Source organism: Paenibacillus sp. MZ04-78.2 (genome assembly GCF_024213375.1).
Taxonomy (GTDB): Bacteria; Bacillota; Bacilli; order Paenibacillales; family NBRC-103111; genus Paenibacillus_G.
The window spans coordinates 1-19,392 of record NZ_JANAVJ010000028.1 but is presented as its reverse complement, the minus strand read 5'-3'; the positions used below and the strand labels follow the sequence as shown (position 1 = coordinate 19,392).

Annotated in this window: 17 protein-coding genes; 9 read left to right on the top strand and 8 right to left on the bottom strand. The window is 50.2% G+C overall.

Features of this window, described 5'->3' with window-relative positions; all coding sequences use genetic code 11:
- Positions 1-353: 353 nt before the first annotated feature.
- The 8 genes from noc to rpmH all read right to left on the bottom strand — a co-directional run bounded on the left by noc (position 354) and on the right by rpmH (position 7,533).
- Positions 354-1,172, bottom strand: a complete 819-nt coding sequence (noc, locus tag NLX71_RS18025; protein WP_254365189.1) for a nucleoid occlusion protein — start codon at positions 1,170-1,172, stop codon at positions 354-356.
- Positions 1,173-1,331: 159 nt separating this feature from the next.
- The gene (gene rsmG, locus NLX71_RS18020; RefSeq protein WP_254365188.1) at positions 1,332-2,054 is read right to left on the bottom strand and encodes a 16S rRNA (guanine(527)-N(7))-methyltransferase RsmG; all 723 of its coding nucleotides are present in this window, start codon (positions 2,052-2,054) and stop codon (positions 1,332-1,334) included.
- A 1-nt stretch (position 2,055) separates the two neighbouring features.
- Positions 2,056-3,945 (bottom strand): tRNA uridine-5-carboxymethylaminomethyl(34) synthesis enzyme MnmG, encoded by a 1,890-nt coding sequence (gene mnmG, locus NLX71_RS18015; RefSeq protein ID WP_254365187.1) that lies wholly within the window; start codon positions 3,943-3,945, stop codon positions 2,056-2,058.
- A 30-nt stretch (positions 3,946-3,975) separates the two neighbouring features.
- A complete protein-coding gene (gene mnmE / locus NLX71_RS18010; protein WP_254365186.1) occupies positions 3,976-5,352 on the bottom strand; it encodes a tRNA uridine-5-carboxymethylaminomethyl(34) synthesis GTPase MnmE in 1,377 nt (458 codons plus the stop codon).
- A gap of 84 nt (positions 5,353-5,436) precedes the next feature.
- Positions 5,437-6,054 carry an RNA-binding cell elongation regulator Jag/EloR gene (gene jag, locus NLX71_RS18005; protein ID WP_254365185.1) on the bottom strand — a complete coding sequence of 206 codons (618 nt, stop codon included), beginning with the start codon at positions 6,052-6,054 and terminating at the stop codon, positions 5,437-5,439.
- Between the two features lie 12 nt (positions 6,055-6,066).
- Positions 6,067-6,801 (bottom strand): membrane protein insertase YidC, encoded by a 735-nt coding sequence (gene yidC, locus NLX71_RS18000; RefSeq protein ID WP_254365184.1) that lies wholly within the window; start codon positions 6,799-6,801, stop codon positions 6,067-6,069.
- 115 nt (positions 6,802-6,916) lie between these two features.
- Complete coding sequence (gene rnpA, locus NLX71_RS17995) at positions 6,917-7,282, bottom strand: ribonuclease P protein component (RefSeq protein WP_254365183.1); 366 nt, start codon at positions 7,280-7,282, stop codon at positions 6,917-6,919.
- 116 nt (positions 7,283-7,398) lie between these two features.
- The gene (rpmH, locus tag NLX71_RS17990) at positions 7,399-7,533 is read right to left on the bottom strand and encodes a 50S ribosomal protein L34 (protein WP_254365182.1); all 135 of its coding nucleotides are present in this window, start codon (positions 7,531-7,533) and stop codon (positions 7,399-7,401) included.
- Between the two features lie 505 nt (positions 7,534-8,038).
- On the opposite strand from rpmH, the gene dnaA reads away from it, so the two are divergent.
- The 9 genes from dnaA (at position 8,039) to NLX71_RS17945 (ending at position 19,129) form a co-directional block, all read left to right on the top strand.
- Positions 8,039-9,409 (top strand): chromosomal replication initiator protein DnaA, encoded by a 1,371-nt coding sequence (gene dnaA / locus NLX71_RS17985; RefSeq protein WP_254365181.1) that lies wholly within the window; start codon positions 8,039-8,041, stop codon positions 9,407-9,409.
- A 208-nt stretch (positions 9,410-9,617) separates the two neighbouring features.
- Positions 9,618-10,760, top strand: coding sequence for a DNA polymerase III subunit beta (gene dnaN, locus NLX71_RS17980; protein WP_254365180.1), 1,143 nt, complete (start codon positions 9,618-9,620; stop codon positions 10,758-10,760).
- A gap of 17 nt (positions 10,761-10,777) precedes the next feature.
- The gene (yaaA, locus tag NLX71_RS17975; protein WP_254365179.1) at positions 10,778-10,993 is read left to right on the top strand and encodes a S4 domain-containing protein YaaA; all 216 of its coding nucleotides are present in this window, start codon (positions 10,778-10,780) and stop codon (positions 10,991-10,993) included.
- A 138-nt stretch (positions 10,994-11,131) separates the two neighbouring features.
- Entirely contained in the window at positions 11,132-12,238 is a 1,107-nt protein-coding gene (gene recF, locus NLX71_RS17970) for a DNA replication/repair protein RecF (protein WP_254365178.1), read from the top strand.
- A 29-nt stretch (positions 12,239-12,267) separates the two neighbouring features.
- Positions 12,268-12,516: an extracellular matrix regulator RemB gene (gene remB, locus NLX71_RS17965; RefSeq protein ID WP_254365177.1), complete on the top strand. Its 249-nt coding sequence runs from the start codon at positions 12,268-12,270 to the stop codon at positions 12,514-12,516.
- A gap of 58 nt (positions 12,517-12,574) precedes the next feature.
- Positions 12,575-14,485, top strand: coding sequence for a DNA topoisomerase (ATP-hydrolyzing) subunit B (gene gyrB, locus NLX71_RS17960; protein WP_254365176.1), 1,911 nt, complete (start codon positions 12,575-12,577; stop codon positions 14,483-14,485).
- Between the two features lie 9 nt (positions 14,486-14,494).
- A complete protein-coding gene (locus NLX71_RS17955; protein ID WP_254365175.1) occupies positions 14,495-15,358 on the top strand; it encodes a polysaccharide deacetylase family protein in 864 nt (287 codons plus the stop codon).
- A 63-nt stretch (positions 15,359-15,421) separates the two neighbouring features.
- Positions 15,422-17,905 (top strand): DNA gyrase subunit A, encoded by a 2,484-nt coding sequence (gene gyrA, locus NLX71_RS17950; RefSeq protein WP_254365174.1) that lies wholly within the window; start codon positions 15,422-15,424, stop codon positions 17,903-17,905.
- A 156-nt stretch (positions 17,906-18,061) separates the two neighbouring features.
- Positions 18,062-19,129: an HD-GYP domain-containing protein gene (locus NLX71_RS17945; protein ID WP_254365173.1), complete on the top strand. Its 1,068-nt coding sequence runs from the start codon at positions 18,062-18,064 to the stop codon at positions 19,127-19,129.
- Positions 19,130-19,392: the final 263 nt, after the last annotated feature.

The window sequence follows — 19,392 nt, the reverse complement described above, 5'->3', positions numbered from 1 at the left end:
GCAAAATAGCGACAGTAGTGAAAAAAAAGAATCATTGGAGAGCTTCATTCCCCTCCCCAATGATCGGTCGGTAAGAAAAGCTTCGAAATAGAAGCCTTTTCGAGGAAAATACGTTTGTGCCTCAGCCAAGCTTTTCTAGTAAAAGTAAAGATAGAATGATCTATCAAACTCAACCAGAAAAGCTTAAATCGAAGTCATGTCAAAGATGCCTGTACCCGTCATAACCATACTTTGAACCCAAAAAATTCGAACAGCCAACTATCAGAAATTCATAGATGCTTTTGCGAGAATATGTATTCTGACAGCTAAACAAAAGCCTCATACGAGGCTTCAACAAATCTCTACTCTCTATTTTACCGCTTTGGAATCCGAATTACAATCTCATAGTGATCTTCGTGATCCTGCTCCGTCGTATTGATGGTGAGGCCGGATGAAGTCACCATATCCACCGATTGACGAATCGTGTTCAGGGCCAGCCGTACATCCTTGGAGAATGATACTCGCTTGGTTTTGCTCTTAATCTTCGCTGCTTCCTTCAAAAAGGCGATTCTCGCTTCGGTTTGCTTTACATTTAACTCTTTACTTACAATATCCTCCAGAACACGCAACTGCTGTTCCTCTTGATCCAAGCTCAACAATGCCCTGGCATGCCGTTCTGTAATTTTCCGTTCCATTAATGCATTTTTCACCGGCTGGCTCAGCTGAAGAAGCCGGATCTTGTTCGCAATCGTCGATTGACTTTTCCCGAGTCGCTGCGCCAGACTTTCCTGCGTCAAGCTGTGCAGATCGATCAACTGCTGGTAGGCTATCGCTTCCTCGATCGCAGTTAAGCCTTCCCGCTGCAAATTCTCGATAAGAGCAATCGATGCCGCTTGCGAATCGTTAAAATCGCGAACAATCGCCGGGATCGTTGCATTTCCCAGCTTTTTTACAGCGCGCCACCTGCGCTCTCCGGCAATTAATTCGTAACGGTTATTCCGAAGTCGCACAACAATCGGCTGAATAACACCATGTGTCTTAATCGTTTGACACAATTCATCAATCCGCTCATCGTCAAAAATCGTTCGAGGTTGGTAGGGACTTGGAACGATGTCATTGACAGGAACATTTTTCACTTCGTCAGTTGACGCTTTTTCAGCAAAACCAAACAATTTTGAGATTTGTTCCTTCATTACGATAACCACCCGATCTTTTTCACCGATAATGAATACCCACTCTATAAACAATTCTCCAAATATGCCCAAAATCCTGCAAACGTCTTTGAAGAAGTTTGTTTCAGTTCCTCATAAAAAAGGAGCCGCCTGCTCCAAAATGTTCCACGTGGAACACCGTCAAACTAGCGGCGACTTCAAAGGAGTTCCCGCTTTTCTGGGATACTTTTTGGAAGTTGAAGCTGTCTTTTCTATGTCAATAATGTGTCTGGTCGATTCTTCCAAAGGAAGCTGAAAACGATATGTATGGTTCCATTTACCTTTTAACTCTTTCAGGCTAAACGCCGCTTCCTCTAGCTCTGCTTGAACGTCCTGCCCCTTCATGGCAACAAACCTCCCACCAGGCTTCACAAAGGGAAGACAAAATTCGTTCAGAACAGCTAACCGGGCAACAGCTCTCGCGGTGGCGAGGTCGTAACGGTCCCGATGTTCCGGCATACGCGCAACATCTTCTGCACGTCCATGAATGAATTGCACGTCCGTCAACCCAAGCGTATTTCCCAGATGCGTTAAAAACTGTATCCGCTTGTTGAGCGAATCGACGATCGTGACGTGTACATGGGGATAAACAATCTTCAAAGGAATGCTCGGAAATCCGGCTCCTGATCCGATATCCGCAATGGAACGAATGTGTTCCATCGGAATAAAAAAAGAAACAGAGAGAGAATCATAAAAATGCTTCACGTACACTTGTTCTCTCTCTGTAATCCCCGTCAAATTCATTCGCTCGTTCCATTCAACGAGCTCCTGGTAATAGAGCTCGAACTGATGAAGCTGCGCTTCCGTCAGTTCGATGCCCTTCTCTTTTAGCAGTTCGGTAAATTGTTGTTGTACGGCGTCCATATTAACCTCTGGCTGCAACGACTTTATTGTAATGCTCCAAGTGAACGAGCAAAATGGAGATGTCCGCAGGCGTAACCCCGCCAATACGAGACGCTTGACCGATGGAGATCGGGCGGATTTTGGCCAGCTTTTGCTTCGCTTCGGTGGCGATTCCGTGAATTTCATCGTAAATGATATCGTCCGGAATCCGCTTTTTCTCCATCTTCCGAAGCCGTTCCACTTGCGCGAGCTGCTTCTCAATATAGCCGCTGTATTTTACTTGAATTTCCACCTGTTCCTTCATGTCCTCCGTCAGCTCGTAGGGAGGCGGAGAAATGCCATGAATGTGCTCGTAAGTCACTTCCGGCCGGCGGAGCAAAGACAACAGATCGACGGAGTTGTTCAGTTCGGCGCTGCCGAGCAAAGCAAGCATCGCTTGAACCTCCTGTGTCGGTTTTGTCTTCGTCGTTTTGAGCCGCTCGAGCTCGGCTTCGACAAGACGTACTTTCTCCTGATACCGCGCATACCGTTCTTCCGAAATTAGGCCGATATCGTAACCAAGCTGGGTCAACCGCAAATCCGCATTGTCGTGGCGGAGCAGCAAGCGATACTCGGCACGCGACGTCAGCAAGCGGTAAGGCTCGCTCGTTCCTTTCGTCACCAAATCGTCGATCATCACTCCGATGTAAGCTTCGGAACGATCCAGAACAACAGCTTCCTTTCCTTGCACTTTGCAGGCCGCATTGATTCCGGCCATAATCCCTTGTCCTGCCGCCTCTTCGTAGCCGGAGGTGCCGTTAATTTGTCCGGCGGTAAACAGCCCGTCGATCATCTTCGTTTCAAGCGACGGCTTTAGCTGCGTCGGAATCACGGCATCGTACTCGATAGCATATCCGGTGCGCATCATTTCGACCTTTTCCAGCCCCGGAATCGAGCGGAGAATTTGCAGTTGCACATCTTCGGGCATGCTCGTAGAAAGCCCTTGGACGTAGTATTCCTTCGTATTGCGGCCTTCCGGCTCCAGGAAAATTTGATGCTTCGGCTTGTCGCTGAAGCGCACGATCTTATCTTCGATGGACGGGCAATATCTCGGTCCCGTACCTTCGATCGCTCCGGAAAACATCGGAGCCCGATGCAAGTTATCGTTGATGATTTGATGCGTTTTCTCCGACGTATAGGTCAGCCAACAAGGCAGCTGATTCGGTACTTCCTCCGTCGTATCGTAGGAAAAAAATTTCGGTTTCTCGTCCCCGGGCTGAATCGACGTTTGGCTAAAATCAATCGTATCCTCATGCACCCGCGGCGGCGTCCCCGTCTTAAAGCGGACCAGTTCCAGACCGTGCTCACGCAGATTTTCCGACAGCTTGACAGCCGGCTGCTGGTTGTTCGGTCCGCTCTCATACATCAGCTCGCCCATAATAATCTTGCCGCGCAAATATGTGCCGGTCGTCAGTACGACCGTCTTCCCCATATAGACGGCGCCGCTTTTCGTAACGACACCTTTGCACACGCCATTCTCCACGATCAGCTCTTCCACCATACCTTGGCGAAGCGTCAAGCGATCCTGCTTCTCAATCGTTTCCTTCATCGCGTGCTGGTACAAAAATTTATCGGCTTGCGCCCGCAAGGCATGCACAGCCGGTCCTTTCCCCGTGTTCAGCATGCGCATTTGAATATACGTTTTGTCGATGTTGCGGCCTATTTCACCGCCAAGCGCATCGATTTCACGCACAACGTGCCCTTTCGCCGGTCCGCCGACGGAAGGGTTACACGGCATAAAAGCGATCATATCCAGATTGATCGTAAGCAGCAGCGTCTCGCAGCCCATCCGGGCCGCTGCCAAAGCCGCTTCGCTACCGGCATGACCGGCCCCGATCACGATGACATCATATTGACCTGCAGTGTAAGTCATTCTTCCAACCTCCTAACCCTTTTCGAGAAGTTATTTACCCAAACAAAATTGTGAAAAAATCTGATCTATTAACGATTCGCTTACCGAGTCCCCGATAATTTCCCCGAGATGCTCCCAAGCGTTACGAATGTCGATTTGAATCATATCGATCGGCACGAAAGCCTCTGCTGCTCCGTGTGCCTCCGTCAGAGCCGATCTGGCCTGCTTCAGCAGATGAATATGCCGGGCATTGCTCACATAAGTCAGGTCACTTGATTCTACCTGACCGCTAAAAAAAATACTAGCGATAGCTTTTTCCAAGTCTACAATGCCCTGCTGGGCAAGCAGCGACATCCGCACAACCCGATCCTCGCCAAACGCCGACTTCAAGACCTCTTCCTCGATCAATTGCGGAAGATCCTGCTTGTTGATAATCGCGATCACCTGACGGTCCTTCAACTGGTCGATCAGCACGTACTCATCCGGCTGCAGCGGCTCCGCCCCATTGCATACGAACAGGATCAGATCCGCGTCCGACAGCGCTTGGCGCGACTTTTCCACACCGATCTGCTCGACCAAATCCGACGTTTCCCGAATCCCTGCCGTATCAAGCAGCTTCAGCGGAATGCCGTTTACATGCACGTATTCCTCCACCACATCGCGGGTCGTCCCGGCAATATCGGTGACAATGGCCCGCTCCTCCTGCGCCAGCGTATTGAGCAGCGACGACTTGCCGACATTCGGCCGGCCGACGATCGCCGTAACCAGGCCTTCTCGCAAAACTTTGCCCTGCTGGGCTGTGGTCAGCATCCGTTCGATATCCGACAGCGCGGCCGCACATTTCTCTTTGATAAAAGCGTTCGTCATTTCTTCCACATCGTGCTCGGGGTAATCGATATTGACCTCGATGTGCGCCATCAGCTCGACCAGCCGGTGGCGAAGCTCCTTGATCGTTTTCGATAAGCTGCCCTCCGATTGCTTGAGCGCAATGCGAAACGCCCGGTCCGACTTGGCACGGATCAGGTCGATGACCGCCTCCGCTTGGGACAAGTCGATTCGGCCGTTTAAAAAGGCGCGCTTCGTAAACTCGCCCGGCTCGGCCAGCCGCGCTCCGTGCTCCAGCAGCAGGTCCAGCACCTTCCGCACCGAGACGAAACCCCCGTGACAGCTGATTTCGACTACGTCTTCCTTCGTAAACGACCGCGGCGCCCGCATCACCGTCACGAGCGATTCCTCCACCCGGGCCCCGGTTTCCGGATCGCGGATATAGCCGTAATTCACCGTATGCGTCGGCACATCCGCAAGCTTCGATTTCCCTGTAAAAACTTTATCGCACACAGGTACCGCTTCATCGCCGCTGACGCGAATGACCGCGATCCCTCCTTCGCCCATCGGGGTGGCAATCGCCGCAATGGTGTCTTGATTCATGATAGCACCTCAATCTGACTTTCTCTATAATTAAAGAAAAAGCAATGAAGTCATTACGGACATGACATCATTGCAATGTGGCAATCAACGTAAAACGATAACGATTCGGCGGTTCGGCTCGTCTCCACGGCTGAACGTGCGAACCTTGTCGTGCTGCTGCAGCCAGGAGTGAATCACCTTGCGCTCCGCAGGCGACATCGGCTCCAGCACCACTTCCTTGCGCGTCCGGACGACGCGTTCCGCCAGCCGGTCGGCCAGCTCCTGCAGCGTCTTGGTCCGGCGCTCGCGAAACTGCTCGGCGTCCAGAACGATGCGCACATGCCGGTCCGAAAAACGGTTGGCGACAATATTGACCAAGTACTGCAGCGCATCCAGCGTTTGGCCGCGGCGCCCGATCAACATGCCGAGCTCCGAGCCGTGCAGATGAAGCTGCGTACCTTCCTTGTCCTGTTTTTGTTCGATCCGCACGTCAAGCTTCATGCTGCGAAGAACCTCCTGCAGGAACGCGACCGCTTCCTCGATCGCATCAGGCAGCAGTTCAAGCTCCACCCGGGCGTCCTTCGCCCCGATGAGGCCGAACAAGCCCTTGGAAGGCTGCTCCAGCACGTTAATTTTCACCCGTTCCTCCGGCACGCCCAGCTGCCCGAGTCCGTTTTTGACGGCTTCGTCAATCGTTTTACCCGTAACCACGATTTTCTTCATATCATCGCACCCTTACTTTTTAGATCCGCCCTTTTTATTAGGTACACCATAAATAAAGTAAGATTGAACAACGGTGAACAGGTTGCTGTATACCCAGTAAAGCGGCAGCGCCGAAGCGAAATTCATCGCCATCACGAAAATAAGAATCGGGAAAATAAACATCAGGCTTTGCATTTGCGGGTTCATTTGCGACGACATCATTTTTTGCTGCAAGTACGTCGTTAACGCAGCCAGGAGCGGCAGGATATAATAAGGATCTTTCGTGCCGAGCTGCATCCACAGGAAGGAATGCTCGCCAATGTGATGGTTGCGCATGATCGCATTGTAAAGCGCAATCAAAATCGGCATCTGCACAAGCATCGGAAGACAACCGGCAAGCGGATTGACGCCTTCCTTCTGGAACAGCTTCATCGTCTCTTCCTGCTGCTTCTTCGGGTCGTCTTTATATTTTTCCTTCATCTTTTGCAGTTCCGGCTGCAGTTCCTGCATCTTCTTCGAACTTTTGTATTGTTTCAACGTCAACGGCAATATAATGAGCCGGATAATAATCGTTACGACAAGAATCGATAATCCGTACTGCCCGCCGAGCAGGTTGGCGAACCAGTCGAGCGTATTGGCCAGCGGCCCTACGGCATACTTGTCCCAAGTGCTATTGGCCGGATCGATGGGGGCGTTGGCGGGACTGCACCCGGCCAGCAGCAGCAATACCGATACGAGCGGTATATATTTCAGTAATCGGCGCGTCAAAAGAGTATCCTCCCAGTATCATCTTTTCCAATAATCAACTATATCATATCTTTGGACACAAAGAAACTGATCCCCGCGAAACGCCGGCCCCGAAGCCTTCGTACCATCGCGAAGCTCAGCCGGTTCCCGGACTATTTTCTTTGCGCAGCAGCAGCGATGCGCGCTTGAACACGTGCAGCACGCTCTTTTCCATCTCGTGATAGGACATTTCGGCCGCCGGCTTCCGGGCAATGAGGATCAGATCGTACCCTCCCGGAATCCGGGCGGCGTTCAATCGCACGATCTCCTTAAGAAGACGCCGGATCCGGTTGCGCACAACGGCGTTGCCGAGCTTTTTGCTGACCGAAACTCCAAGCCGAAACGAAGCTTGCTGCGGCTGCGCTTTATAATACAGAACGAACTGGTGATTCGCAGCGGATTTGCCGTGACGATATACCTTATCGAAATATTCTCTTTTAGTCAGACGGTTTTTCTTTTCCACGCGGCATCGCTCCATTTGGTCAATCCTTGAGTAGCCTGGGCTTCCCTATCGTTCGCGAATTCGTCCCGATTTAAACGAATGCAACAAAAAAGACCACCTGACAGTGGTCTCTTGTCTTATGCGCTCAGTACTTTTCTTCCTTTTTGACGGCGAGCAGCCAAAACTTTGCGGCCGTTCTTCGTGCTCATTCTTTTACGGAAGCCGTGAACTTTTTTGCGCTTTCTAACGTTCGGTTGGAAAGTCGGTCTCATCTATCGTGCACCTCCTCAAAGGGATTGTTCCCAATCCCCAAAAATACCTTTTAACATTAAACCACTTTATGTGTCAAAAGTCAACTTCCAGCATGTAAAAAAGTTATGCACAGGCTGCGGCCAAATTCGACCATTTCTCCCCTGTGAATAAAAAATTCGGGTTTTCCACTGCTCTTGGCGAATTGTAAACAGATTATAAACAATATCTAGTGCTGTTGATAACTTATATACACAAGGTCTTGGGTATGTGGATAATCCCAAACATTCCATTGCTAACGCGGGTCTTTTTTGATATCATAAATATGTTTTCCTTTGTGGATACGGATTTATTTCAATAATGTTATCAACAGCCTGTGGATATCTCTGTGAACAATTTTCAGTGCCTCTGTATAATGACAATTTCGTAAACCTGCACGTTGTGGATAGTTTCGACAGCATCTGATTTTTTTCAACAGGGTCGCGGCTTATGCCATACCGGTTATTTTTTTGAAGGAGTGAATAGATTGTGGAAAGCCATCCCAACGACCAGTGGCAGCAAGTTCTTTCCATATTGCAAAAAAGGGTGAGCAAGCCAAGCTACGAGACGTGGCTGACTTCCACAAGAGCCGTGGCATTCAACGATTCCACGGTCGTCATCTGTACCCCCAATAATTTTTCCCGGGAATGGCTTGAAAACCGGTACACCAAACATATAAAGGAAGCCGTATTCGATTACTGCGGCAAGCAGGTCGAATTAAAGTTCATCATCGAGTCCGAAGACGAAGCCGATTCGTTCAGCCGCTCTTCCTCCCCGTCAACCATTCCCGCAAGCGTGCCGCAAACCGCCGTTTCCGAGGAAACGTTCAGCCGCATGCTTAATCCCAAGTATTTGTTCGATTCGTTCGTCATCGGATCGGGCAATCGCTTCGCTCACGCCGCATCACTTGCGGTCGCCGAAGCGCCGGCCAAAGCATACAACCCGCTGTTTTTGTACGGCGGCGTAGGATTGGGCAAAACGCACTTGATGCACGCGATCGGCCATTACGTGCTTGAGCATAATCCAAGCGCCAAGGTCGTCTACATCTCGTCCGAAAAATTTACGAACGAGTTCATCAATGCGATCCGGGATAACCGGGGGGAAAGCTTCCGCAACAAGTATCGCAATATCGACGTGCTTCTTATAGATGATATTCAATTTATTGCGGGAAAAGAATCGACGCAGGAAGAATTTTTCCATACGTTTAACGCGCTGCACGAAGAGCGGAAGCAGATCATCATCTCCAGCGATCGGCCGCCGAAGGAAATTCCGACGCTCGAAGAACGGCTGCGCTCCCGGTTCGAATGGGGGCTCATCACGGACATTCAGCCTCCGGATCTGGAGACGCGGATTGCCATTCTGCGCAAAAAAGCGAGAGCCGAGAACCTGGATATTCCCAACGAAGCGATGGTCTACATAGCGAGCCAGATCGATTCGAACATTCGGGAGCTGGAAGGCGCCTTGATTCGGGTGGTCGCTTATTCGTCTCTTATTAACGAAGACATTACGTCGCATTTGGCGGCCGAGGCGCTCAAGGACATTATCCCGAGCAGCCGTCCGCGGGTGATCACGATTCACGACATCCAGCAGAAGGTCGGCGAATTTTACGGCTTGAAGATGGAGGATTTCAAAGCGAGGAAACGAACCAAGACCGTGGCTTTCCCGCGGCAAATCGCCATGTATCTGGCCCGCGAGATGACTGACTTTTCGCTGCCGAAAATCGGCGAGGCGTTCGGCGGCCGCGATCATACGACCGTCATTCATGCGCATGAAAAAATATCCGAAGCGCTCAAGGCCGACCAGGAATTATATAAAATCATCCAGAACATTACCGAAAAAGTGAAAAACGTGACGATGTAATCATTAACGTCTATTTACAGCCCTCAATCCACAACTGAATAAAGGGGAGCCTATGCACACACTTATTCACATGTGGATAGGCTCTCTTTTTGCCTTATTCACGCATTTATCCACATATCCCGAGGCCCTACTACTATTACTATAAAAAAACATGTAATATAGAGGTATATGCGCAACTCTCCATTTTAGAACCTGTAGGAGTGAAATTATGAAGTTAACCGTACTGAAAGAATTTTTGAACGAATCGATTCAGCACGTTTCCAAAGCCATTTCCAGCAAAGCGACGATTCCCATTTTAAGCGGAATTAAAATAGACGCCGATTCCACTGGCATCACGCTAACGGCGAGCGATACCGATATTTCGATTCAGAGCTTCATTCCGATCGAAAAAAATGAGCTGCAAGTTATCGACCTGAAGCAATCCGGCAGCGTCGTGCTCCCTTCCAAGTTTTTCGTGGAAATTATTCGCAAGCTTCCGGCGCAGCAGGTCGAGATTGAGGTCAAAGACCATTTCCAAACGACGATCCGATCCGGTTCTTCAGAAATTCAACTGGTTGGACTTGATCCGGAGGAATATCCGATCATGCCGGGCATTGAAGAGAACAAACGAATTCAAATCCCGAGCGATCTGCTTAAAACGATGATCAAGCAAACGTCATTTTCGGTGTCCACGAACGAAGCGACGCCGATTTTGACCGGAATTCTGTGGACCATTTCCAACGGGAAGCTGAAATTTACAGCCTGTGACCGGCACCGTCTGGCTTCCAGAGAAACGACGATCGATACGAACGTCGATTTATCCCTTAATAATGTTTCCATATCAGGGAAAACCTTGAATGAGTTGTCCAAAATTCTTCCCGATCAAAACACGCTGATCGACGTCGTATTCGCTGAAAATCAGGTGCTGTTCAAAATGAGCTCCATTCTTTTCTATACCCGTATCCTGGACGGAACGTATCCGGATACGTCGAAGCTCATTCCTCAGGTGTATCAGACCGAGCTGGTTGTCAACACGGACAATCTGGCAGACGCGATCGACCGCGCCTACTTGCTTTCGCGGGAAGAAAAAACGAATATCGTGAAGCTCGTGATGCGCGAGGATCAAACGATTGAAATTTCCTCCAGCTCGTCTGAGCTGGGGAAAGTAACCGAGGAACTGACGACGGTGAGCATGAAAGGGAAGCTGCTGCGCATTTCGTTCAACTCCAAATTTATGCTCGATGCGCTTAAAGTGATGGACAGCGAACACATTCATATCGGATTTACTGGTGCGATGCAGCCGATCATCATTCGTCCCGACGAAAATTCGAGCCTGCTGCAGCTTATTTTGCCGTACCGGACTATGGGCTAAAGGAGTGCTTTTTCAAGATGAAAACCATCGGCATTCGCACCGAATATATTACCCTTGGGCAATTTTTGAAGCTCGCCGACTGTATTTCCACCGGCGGGCAAGCCAAGAGCTTCCTGCAGGAGGCTACCGTCATCATCAACGGCGAGCCGGATAACCGCCGCGGCCGCAAGCTGGTGGCCGGCGACATCGTCAACGTCGTGGGCTGCGGCGAATTCCAAGTCGTACAGGAATAAAGCCCGGCATATGCTTTCGAAGATGGCTTTGCGCAGCAAAGCCCAGTGTATGCTTTCGAAGTTGGCTTTGCTGCGCAAAGCCCAAGTATATGCTTTCGAAGAAGGCTTTGCTGCGCAAAGCCCTTAGGAGGAACTCTATTGCAGTTAAAACGGCTTTCATTGCAGCATTACCGTAACTACGACCGGATGGAATTCCAAACCGACAACATGGTCAACATCATTGTCGGACCGAACGCACAAGGCAAAACGAACCTGCTCGAATCGATCTTCGTGCTGGCGTTGACCAAATCCCACCGGACGCATCAGGACAAAGAGCTGATCCGGTGGAACGCTTCCTCCACGCTGCTGCACGCCGAAGTCGAAAAGCGCTACGGTACGGTGCAGCTCGATTTATCCATATCGCAGCAAGGCAAAAAGGCCAAGGTGAACGGGCTGGAGCAAAAAAAGCTCAGCAATTTCATCGGGGCCTTAAACGTCGTTATGTTCGCGCCAGAAGATTTAGAGATCGTCAAGGGCTCTCCCGGCATCCGCAGGCGCTTTCTCGATATGGAGATCGGGCAGGTTTACCCGTCCTATTTGTACGACCTGTCGCAGTACAACAAAATATTGCAGCAGCGCAACAATTACTTGAAGCAGCTGTTTTCCTCGCCGGGCAAAGCTTCCATGCTGGACGTATGGAATGAGCAATTAATGCAGTTCGGTGTTAAAATTATGAAAAAACGTCAAAGCTTTATAAAGAAGCTGCAAGCATGGGCAGAAAAGATCCATGCCGGGATCACCAACGGCTCCGAGCAGCTCCGCATCGAGTACGACAGCGCCTTGTCCCACGCGCTGGAACAAGAAGACGCTGTTTTATTTGACCATTTTATGATAAAGTTATCACAGGTGAAGGATCAGGAGCTTCGCCGGGGCGTGTCGTTGGTCGGGCCGCACCGCGACGATCTGCGATTTTATATCAACGACAAGGAAGTGCAGACGTTCGGCTCCCAAGGGCAGCAGCGGACGACGGCTTTGTCGCTCAAGCTGGCCGAGATCGAGCTGATCCGCGAGGAGGTCGGCGAATATCCCCTGCTCTTGCTCGACGACGTGCTCTCCGAGCTTGACCGCTACCGCCAAACCCAGCTTATCGAGACGTTTCAACGCAAGGTCCAAACCTTTATAACAACCACTGGCATTGAAAGCATAGATTTGTCAAAACTGGAAAATGCTTCCGTTATTCACGTTCGAGATGGAAGCTTGACATAGATAGTTTTGCCGATAAGGAGTGGACCAGCGTGTTTATCCATTTGGGCGGAGAAAAAATTATTCGCGCCGCAGAGCTTGTCGCCATTTTTGACCTTTCCATTGAGAAATCATCGAAAATATCGAAACAATTCATAACGTATGCCAATAAAGACAAGAAGGCGGAAGTCATCGGCGAGGAGGAAAGCAAGTCGCTCGTGGTGACCCAGACGAAAGTATACTATTCCCCGATTTCGTCCATGACCTTGAAGAAACGGGCTCATCATCTGTTAACGAACTAGATTTTTTGAAATGCTTCGTAAAGAAGCTTTTCTTAATTACGGAAAAGTGGGTGTCTGCATGTCTGTGAATCCAGGTACAACTTATGATGAAAGTCAGATCCAGGTGCTTGAAGGTCTGGAGGCCGTTCGTAAGCGTCCGGGGATGTATATCGGCTCGACGAGCAGCCGCGGCCTTCATCATCTGGTATGGGAAGTCGTCGACAATAGTATAGACGAAGCTTTGGCAGGATACTGCACCAGAATCCATGTCATTGTTCACCAGGATAACAGCATTACCGTTATCGACAATGGACGCGGTATTCCGGTCGGCGAGAATCAGAAGCTGAAGAAATCGACGGTTGAGGTCGTCCTCACCGTGCTCCATGCCGGCGGCAAATTCGGCGGCGAAGGCTATAAAGTGTCCGGCGGTTTGCACGGGGTAGGCGTATCCGTTGTGAACGCCCTTTCCAAGAAGCTGATCGTAGAGGTCAAGCGCGAAGGCAAGGTGCACCAGCAGGAATACCGTTGCGGTGTTCCGCAGCAAGAATTGCAAGTGATCGGCGAGTCCGACGAAACGGGGACGAAAGTAACGTTCTGGCCCGATGAGCAGATCTTCACGGAAACGACGGAGTATTCTTACGAGATGCTCCAAGCGCGGATTCGGGAGCTGGCGTTCTTAAATAAAGGTATCGAAATTACACTGACCGACGAACGTACGGACGTATCCCAATCGTTTTTCTACGAAGGCGGGATCGTTTCATTCGTCGAGTTTTTGAATCAGAACCGGGAAGCATTGCATCAAGCGATCTATGTCGAAGGGCAAAGAGACAACATCCAGGTTGAAATTGCCCTGCAATACAACGACAGCTATACGGAGAACATTTATTCGTTCGCTAACAACATCAATACGCACGAAGGCGGTACGCACGAGTCCGGCTTCAAAAGCGCATTGACGCGCATCTTGAACGATTTTGCGCGAAAATTCAATGCGATTAAAGACAGCGACGCCAATTTGACCGGTGACGACGTGCGTGAGGGCATCACCGCGATTATTTCCGTCAAAATTCCGGAACCGCAGTTCGAAGGACAGACGAAGACGAAGCTCGGTAACAGTGAGGTTCGCGGGATTGTCGAGTCGCTGTTTGCCGAGAAGCTGCAGGAATTTATGGACGAAAACCCGGCGGTTGCGCGTAAAATTATCGAAAAAGGCGTCCAGGCGCAAAGAGCACGGGAAGCCGCGCGGAAGGCCCGCGAGTTGACGCGCCGCAAGAGCGCGCTCGAAGTCAGCTCCCTGCCGGGTAAGCTGGCCGACTGTTCCTCCAAGGACGCTTCGATCAGCGAAGTATATATCGTCGAAGGGGACTCTGCCGGCGGCTCCGCGAAGCAAGGACGCGACCGGCATTTCCAAGCCATTTTGCCGCTGCGCGGTAAAATTCTTAACGTGGAAAAGGCACGCATGGACAAAATTTTATCCGACAACGAAATCCGGGCGATCATTACGGCGCTTGGTACGGGAATCGGGGAAGATTTCGATATTACCAAAGCACGTTACCATAAAATCATTATCATGACGGACGCCGACGTTGATGGCGCCCATATCCGGACGCTGCTCCTGACGTTCTTCTACCGTTACATGCGCAAGCTGATCGAAGCCGGCTATGTCTATATCGCCCAGCCGCCGCTTTACAAGCTCGAACGGAACAAAACGGTGCTCTACGCGTACAACGACAAGCAGCGGGAAGCGATCTTGGCCGAATTCGGCGATGGTGTCAAAGTGAATACGCAGCGTTATAAAGGTTTGGGCGAGATGAATCCGGGACAGCTGTGGGAGACGACTATGGATCCGGAAACCCGTACGATGCTTCAGGTCAGCATTCAAGACGCGATCGAAGCCGATACGATGTTCGATACGCTGATGGGCAGCAATGTCGAGCCGCGGCGTGACTTTATCCAGCTACATGCCAAATTCGTCCAAAATTTAGATATTTAAGGTCCGACTATGCGACATTTGAAAAAATACGGCTTGCTGTGGTTGCTCTCGGCTGTCGCTCTGCTGCTGCTCGTTCCGGGCATGTTTCATGCGCGCGGAGCGGACGTGTGGTATACGGATCGGGTAGCGGTCATCGTCTATCACCATATCGACGATCACACGCAGGGCGACATTACGATAACGACGGCGCGCTTTCGCGGCCAATTGACCGATCTGCTGCAGCGGGGATACCAGTTCATATCGCTGCAGCAGTTTCGCGATTTTATGGCTGGCAGGCAAGTACCGCCCAATGCCGTCCTGGTCACTTTTGACGACGGACACCGAAGCTTTTACACGAATGCTTATCCGATTTTGAAAGAACTGAATATTCCCGCCGTGAACTTTGTCATCACGAAAGATCTTGAGCATCCCGAACAGGGCCTGATTCCTTCGCTTTCCAGGGATCAGATCCGTTTTATGACCCGGGAAATAAAAGACATTGACGCCCAGTGCCACTCGGATAGCCTGCACAACCTAGCGCCTGACGGCGGACCGCTGCTGACGACCCGGCTTCCTAAGGACGGCGGTACTGAAGATCTGCCGCAGTTCGAACAGCGAATTACGGATGATACGAAAGCATGCGTCAACAAGCTGAAGGAGCTTTATGATCGTCCGGTGGATGCCTATGCGTATCCATTTGGCTACTATGACGAGCAATCGATCGCTTGGCTTCGCAAAGCAGGCATTCGATACGGTTTTACAGTAGCAAGCGGCTTGACCGGCCGGGATGCGGACCCGATGCAAATTCCGCGCATTAACGCAGGCAGTCCATTTGTTAAAGTGAACTCATTAAATAATTTAATTATTAAATCGATTTCCCATAAGTCTTCATAGAAAAGGCTTAGACCTTTTATAGCAGCAGTTCTTGAGAGCAGATAGCATGTAGGAGGGGTACACATGTCGGAAGAATCTCGTTCGCAGATTAGAGAAATCGATATCGGCTCGGAAATGCGCACCTCCTTTATGGATTACGCAATGAGCATCATTGTCAGCCGCGCTCTGCCGGATGTACGGGACGGGCTTAAGCCGGTGCATCGACGTATTTTGTACGCGATGTCGGAGCTGGGTATGGCGCCGGACAAGCCGTATAAAAAATCCGCACGGATCGTCGGCGAAGTCATCGGTAAATACCATCCGCACGGCGACTCGGCTGTTTATGAAACCATGGTTCGGATGGCGCAGGATTTCTCCTTGCGCTACATGCTCGTCGACGGCCACGGAAATTTCGGCTCCATTGACGGGGACATGGCCGCGGCCATGCGGTACACTGAAGCACGCTTGTCCAAGATTGCGATGGAGCTGCTTCGCGACATCAACAAAGAAACGATCGACTTTGTGCCTAACTATGACGGCGAGGAACAAGAACCGGCCGTATTGCCGGCGCGTTTTCCGAACCTGCTGGTGAACGGTTCGTCCGGGATTGCGGTTGGTATGGCAACCAATATTCCGCCGCACAATATGATTGAGGTCATTAACGGTGTCCAGCAGTTGATTGAAAATCCCGATGTGCCGCCGCTTGATTTGATGCAATCGATCAAAGGCCCCGATTTCCCGACCGGCGGCTATATTATGGGCCGCGAAGGAATCAAGCAAGCGTATGCGACCGGACGCGGTTCCGTGACCATGCGCTCGAAAGCGACAATCGAAGAAAACGGCAATAAAGCGCGGATCATCGTCCACGAGCTGCCGTATCAAGTGAATAAAGCCCGATTAATAGAAAAAATCGCCGAGCTGGTCCGCGATAAAAAGATCGATGGCATTACCGATTTGCGCGACGAATCCGACCGCAACGGGATGCGTATTGTCATCGAACTGCGCCGCGACGTGAATCCGAATGTCGTGCTGAACAACTTGTACAAGCAGACGGCGATGCAGTCGAACTTCGGCATCATCATGCTTGCACTTGTCAACGGCGAGCCGAAAGTGCTCAACCTGCGCGATATGCTGTTCTATTACTTGGAGCACCAGAAAGTAGTCATTCGCCGCAGAACCGAATACGAACTTCGCAAAGCGGAGGCGCGCGCACACATTCTGGAAGGACTTCGTATTGCGCTTGATCATTTGGACGAAGTCATCACGCTCATTCGCAGCTCCCGTACGGCGGAACAAGCCCGCGACGGCTTGATGGAGCGCTTCGGGCTCAGCTTTGATCAAGCACAGGCCATTTTGGACATGCGTTTGCAGCGTCTGACCGGGTTGGAGCGCGAGAAGATCGAAGAGGAATACGCCGAGCTGCAGAAAAAAATCGCGGAGTTAAAGGCGATTCTGGCTGACGAAAAGCTCGTTCTGAATATCATCAGCGAAGAGCTGAACGAAATCAAAGAGAAGTTCGGCGACGACCGCCGTTCTGAAATTACGATCGGCGGAGACAGCATCGAGGATGAGGATTTGATTCCTCAAACCGAAGTTGTCATTACCATTTCGCATACCGGTTATATTAAGCGATTGCCGGTATCGACATACCGCAGCCAGCGCCGCGGAGGCAAAGGCGTGATCGGAATGGATACGAAAGACAAAGATTTTGTAGAACATCTGTTCGTAACAAACTCGCACCATTATTTGATGTTCTTTACGGACAAAGGGAAGGTTTATCGTCTTAAGGCGTATGAAATCCCGGATCTAAGCCGTACCGCACGGGGAACGCCGATCATTAACCTGATTCAGATCGAACAAGGCGAGAAGATTAATGCGGTTATCCCGGTCGAAAGCTTCGATTCCGACAAATATTTGTTCTTCGCAACGAAGAATGGTTTGGTGAAGAAGACGACGCTTGACGATTATTCCAATATCCGCAAAGGCGGACTTATCGCTGTATCCTTGCGTGAGGATGACGATTTGATCGGCGTCAGGCTGACGGACGGTAACCAATCGATCATTATGGGAACGAAGCAGGGCATGTCCATTCATTTCCCTGAGAAGGAAGTCAGGGCCATGGGCCGTGCCGCTACCGGTGTCAAAGGAATTCAGCTCGACGAGGGCGACGCGGTTATTGATATGGATGTCGTGCATGAGGATAACAGCGTGCTGATCGTAACCTCCAAAGGGTTCGGCAAGCGTACGCCGGTTTCCGAGTATCGTCTCCAATCCCGCGGCGGCAAAGGCATCAAGACGCTGAATGTGACGCCGAAGAACGGTCCTGTTGTCGGTCTGAAGATTGTCCGGGAAGACGAAGACCTCATGATCATTACCGGTTTGGGCACGATTATCAGGACAAGCATGTCCGGCATTTCGCTCATGGGCCGTAACACGCAAGGGGTCAAGCTCATTAACATTCGGGAAGAGGATGAGGTATCCACCTTGGCTCGTGTGGATAAGAGCGAGGAGCAACCGGAGCTTGAAGAGGGCGCGGAATCTTCAGAGGACCAAGAAACGCAAGAGTAACAAGACCTTTAAGTATTTTAAAAACCAAGATGAGAAGAATGGGGCTTACATCCCCATTCTTTTTCGTTTATAATAACAACATAATTGGGTCTAAAGTATTATTTTTGAGAATCTTTGATCTGCGGAAGCTGACAAGAGGTAAGGTGAGGGAATCCCATGGTAACCGTTCCTGTTTCCCAATTAAAACCCGGCGAAAAAATTATTGAGAATGTTATTACGAAATTTAACAATGTTTTGTTTATGAAAGGAACCATCGTATCGGAGCGCGATCTGGATATTTTGCGAGCATTCCTCATTCCATCCGTCCAGATCGAAGTCAAAAACGGGGAAGCGGATTCTGCCTTGCAGGAAGCGACGTCTGAAGAGCAAGCCGACAATGTTCTGCCTTTTCATGAGCACTATCATAAGATGCTGCATTTGCTTCGTCGCGTGTTCAATACCGTCGCATCGGGAGGGTATAGTCCTCCGATTCTGGAAATTCGCACGACACTTGAAGCGCTTATTAAAAATATCGATCATTATAACGTGTTGACGTTCAATCCGCGTCACTTTCAACTGAGAGATTTTATTTACCACAACAGCATTATGGTCAGCCTGACTTCCTACCTTTTGGCCAAATGGCATGGGTTATCTTCCAAGGAGTTAATGCAGGTTGCGCTTGCCGGATTGCTGCATGATATCGGCAATGCCAAAGTCGATCCCGCCATTTTGCATAAGCCTGCCAGGCTTACCGCCGAGGAAGCCGAAGGTATGAAGCGGCATACCATTATCGGCTATAATATCTTAAGGCCTGTTCCGGCGATCAACGAAGGGGTCAAGCTGTGCGCCCTCCAGCACCACGAACGGGAGGACGGTTCCGGCTATCCGCTTGGCATTCAAGGCGATAAAATTCATCTGTATTCCAAAATCGTAGCTGTTCCCGACATGTTCCACGCCATGACGACCGACCGTTTTCACAAAAAGGCCGTCTCGCCATACCTTGTTTTGGAACAACTTCAAAAAGAGTCGTTCGGCAAAATGCAGCCTGCCATCATTCAGACGTTTATAAGCAAAGTAACCGCATTCCACAACGGTATGCTTGTCCGGCTGAGCGATAGCCGGGTTGGCGAAATCGTATTCTCCGACCATGCGCACCCGACGAGACCATGGGTTAATGTGAACGGCAAAATCATAAATCTAACGGTAGAACGACATTTGCATATTCAAGAGGTTATTCAGAAATAAAATTTTTCGGATCAAGGCTTGACTTTCGATTCGATTATATGTTACATTAGTCTTCGCCCCTCAAAGGGCGAGACTTTTTTTCTCTCTCGCATCATCTTAGTAGAAACTTGGTAGAAAAAAAGTACTTGCAATCTAGTAGGCAAATGTGGTATATTGATTAAGTCGCCGCTAAACAAGGCGACAAGGAAATTGCCCTTTGAAAACTGAACATTGAGTGAGTGTCATAAAGAGAATGAAAATTCTCGTCAGTAGTAAATTTTGAG

Coding starts and splice junctions, on each gene's coding strand:
- noc (WP_254365189.1), bottom strand. CDS start 1,172: ATGAAGGAACAAATCTCAAAATTGTTTGGTTTTGCTGAAAAAGCGTCA.
- gyrB (WP_254365176.1), top strand. CDS start 12,575: ATGTCTGTGAATCCAGGTACAACTTATGATGAAAGTCAGATCCAGGTG.
- mnmG (WP_254365187.1), bottom strand. CDS start 3,945: ATGACTTACACTGCAGGTCAATATGATGTCATCGTGATCGGGGCCGGT.
- mnmE (WP_254365186.1), bottom strand. CDS start 5,352: ATGAATCAAGACACCATTGCGGCGATTGCCACCCCGATGGGCGAAGGA.
- rpmH (WP_254365182.1), bottom strand. CDS start 7,533: ATGAGACCGACTTTCCAACCGAACGTTAGAAAGCGCAAAAAAGTTCAC.
- dnaN (WP_254365180.1), top strand. CDS start 9,618: ATGAAGTTAACCGTACTGAAAGAATTTTTGAACGAATCGATTCAGCAC.
- gyrA (WP_254365174.1), top strand. CDS start 15,422: ATGTCGGAAGAATCTCGTTCGCAGATTAGAGAAATCGATATCGGCTCG.
- rsmG (WP_254365188.1), bottom strand. CDS start 2,054: ATGGACGCCGTACAACAACAATTTACCGAACTGCTAAAAGAGAAGGGC.
- yaaA (WP_254365179.1), top strand. CDS start 10,778: ATGAAAACCATCGGCATTCGCACCGAATATATTACCCTTGGGCAATTT.
- jag (WP_254365185.1), bottom strand. CDS start 6,054: ATGAAGAAAATCGTGGTTACGGGTAAAACGATTGACGAAGCCGTCAAA.
- NLX71_RS17955 (WP_254365175.1), top strand. CDS start 14,495: ATGCGACATTTGAAAAAATACGGCTTGCTGTGGTTGCTCTCGGCTGTC.
- NLX71_RS17945 (WP_254365173.1), top strand. CDS start 18,062: ATGGTAACCGTTCCTGTTTCCCAATTAAAACCCGGCGAAAAAATTATT.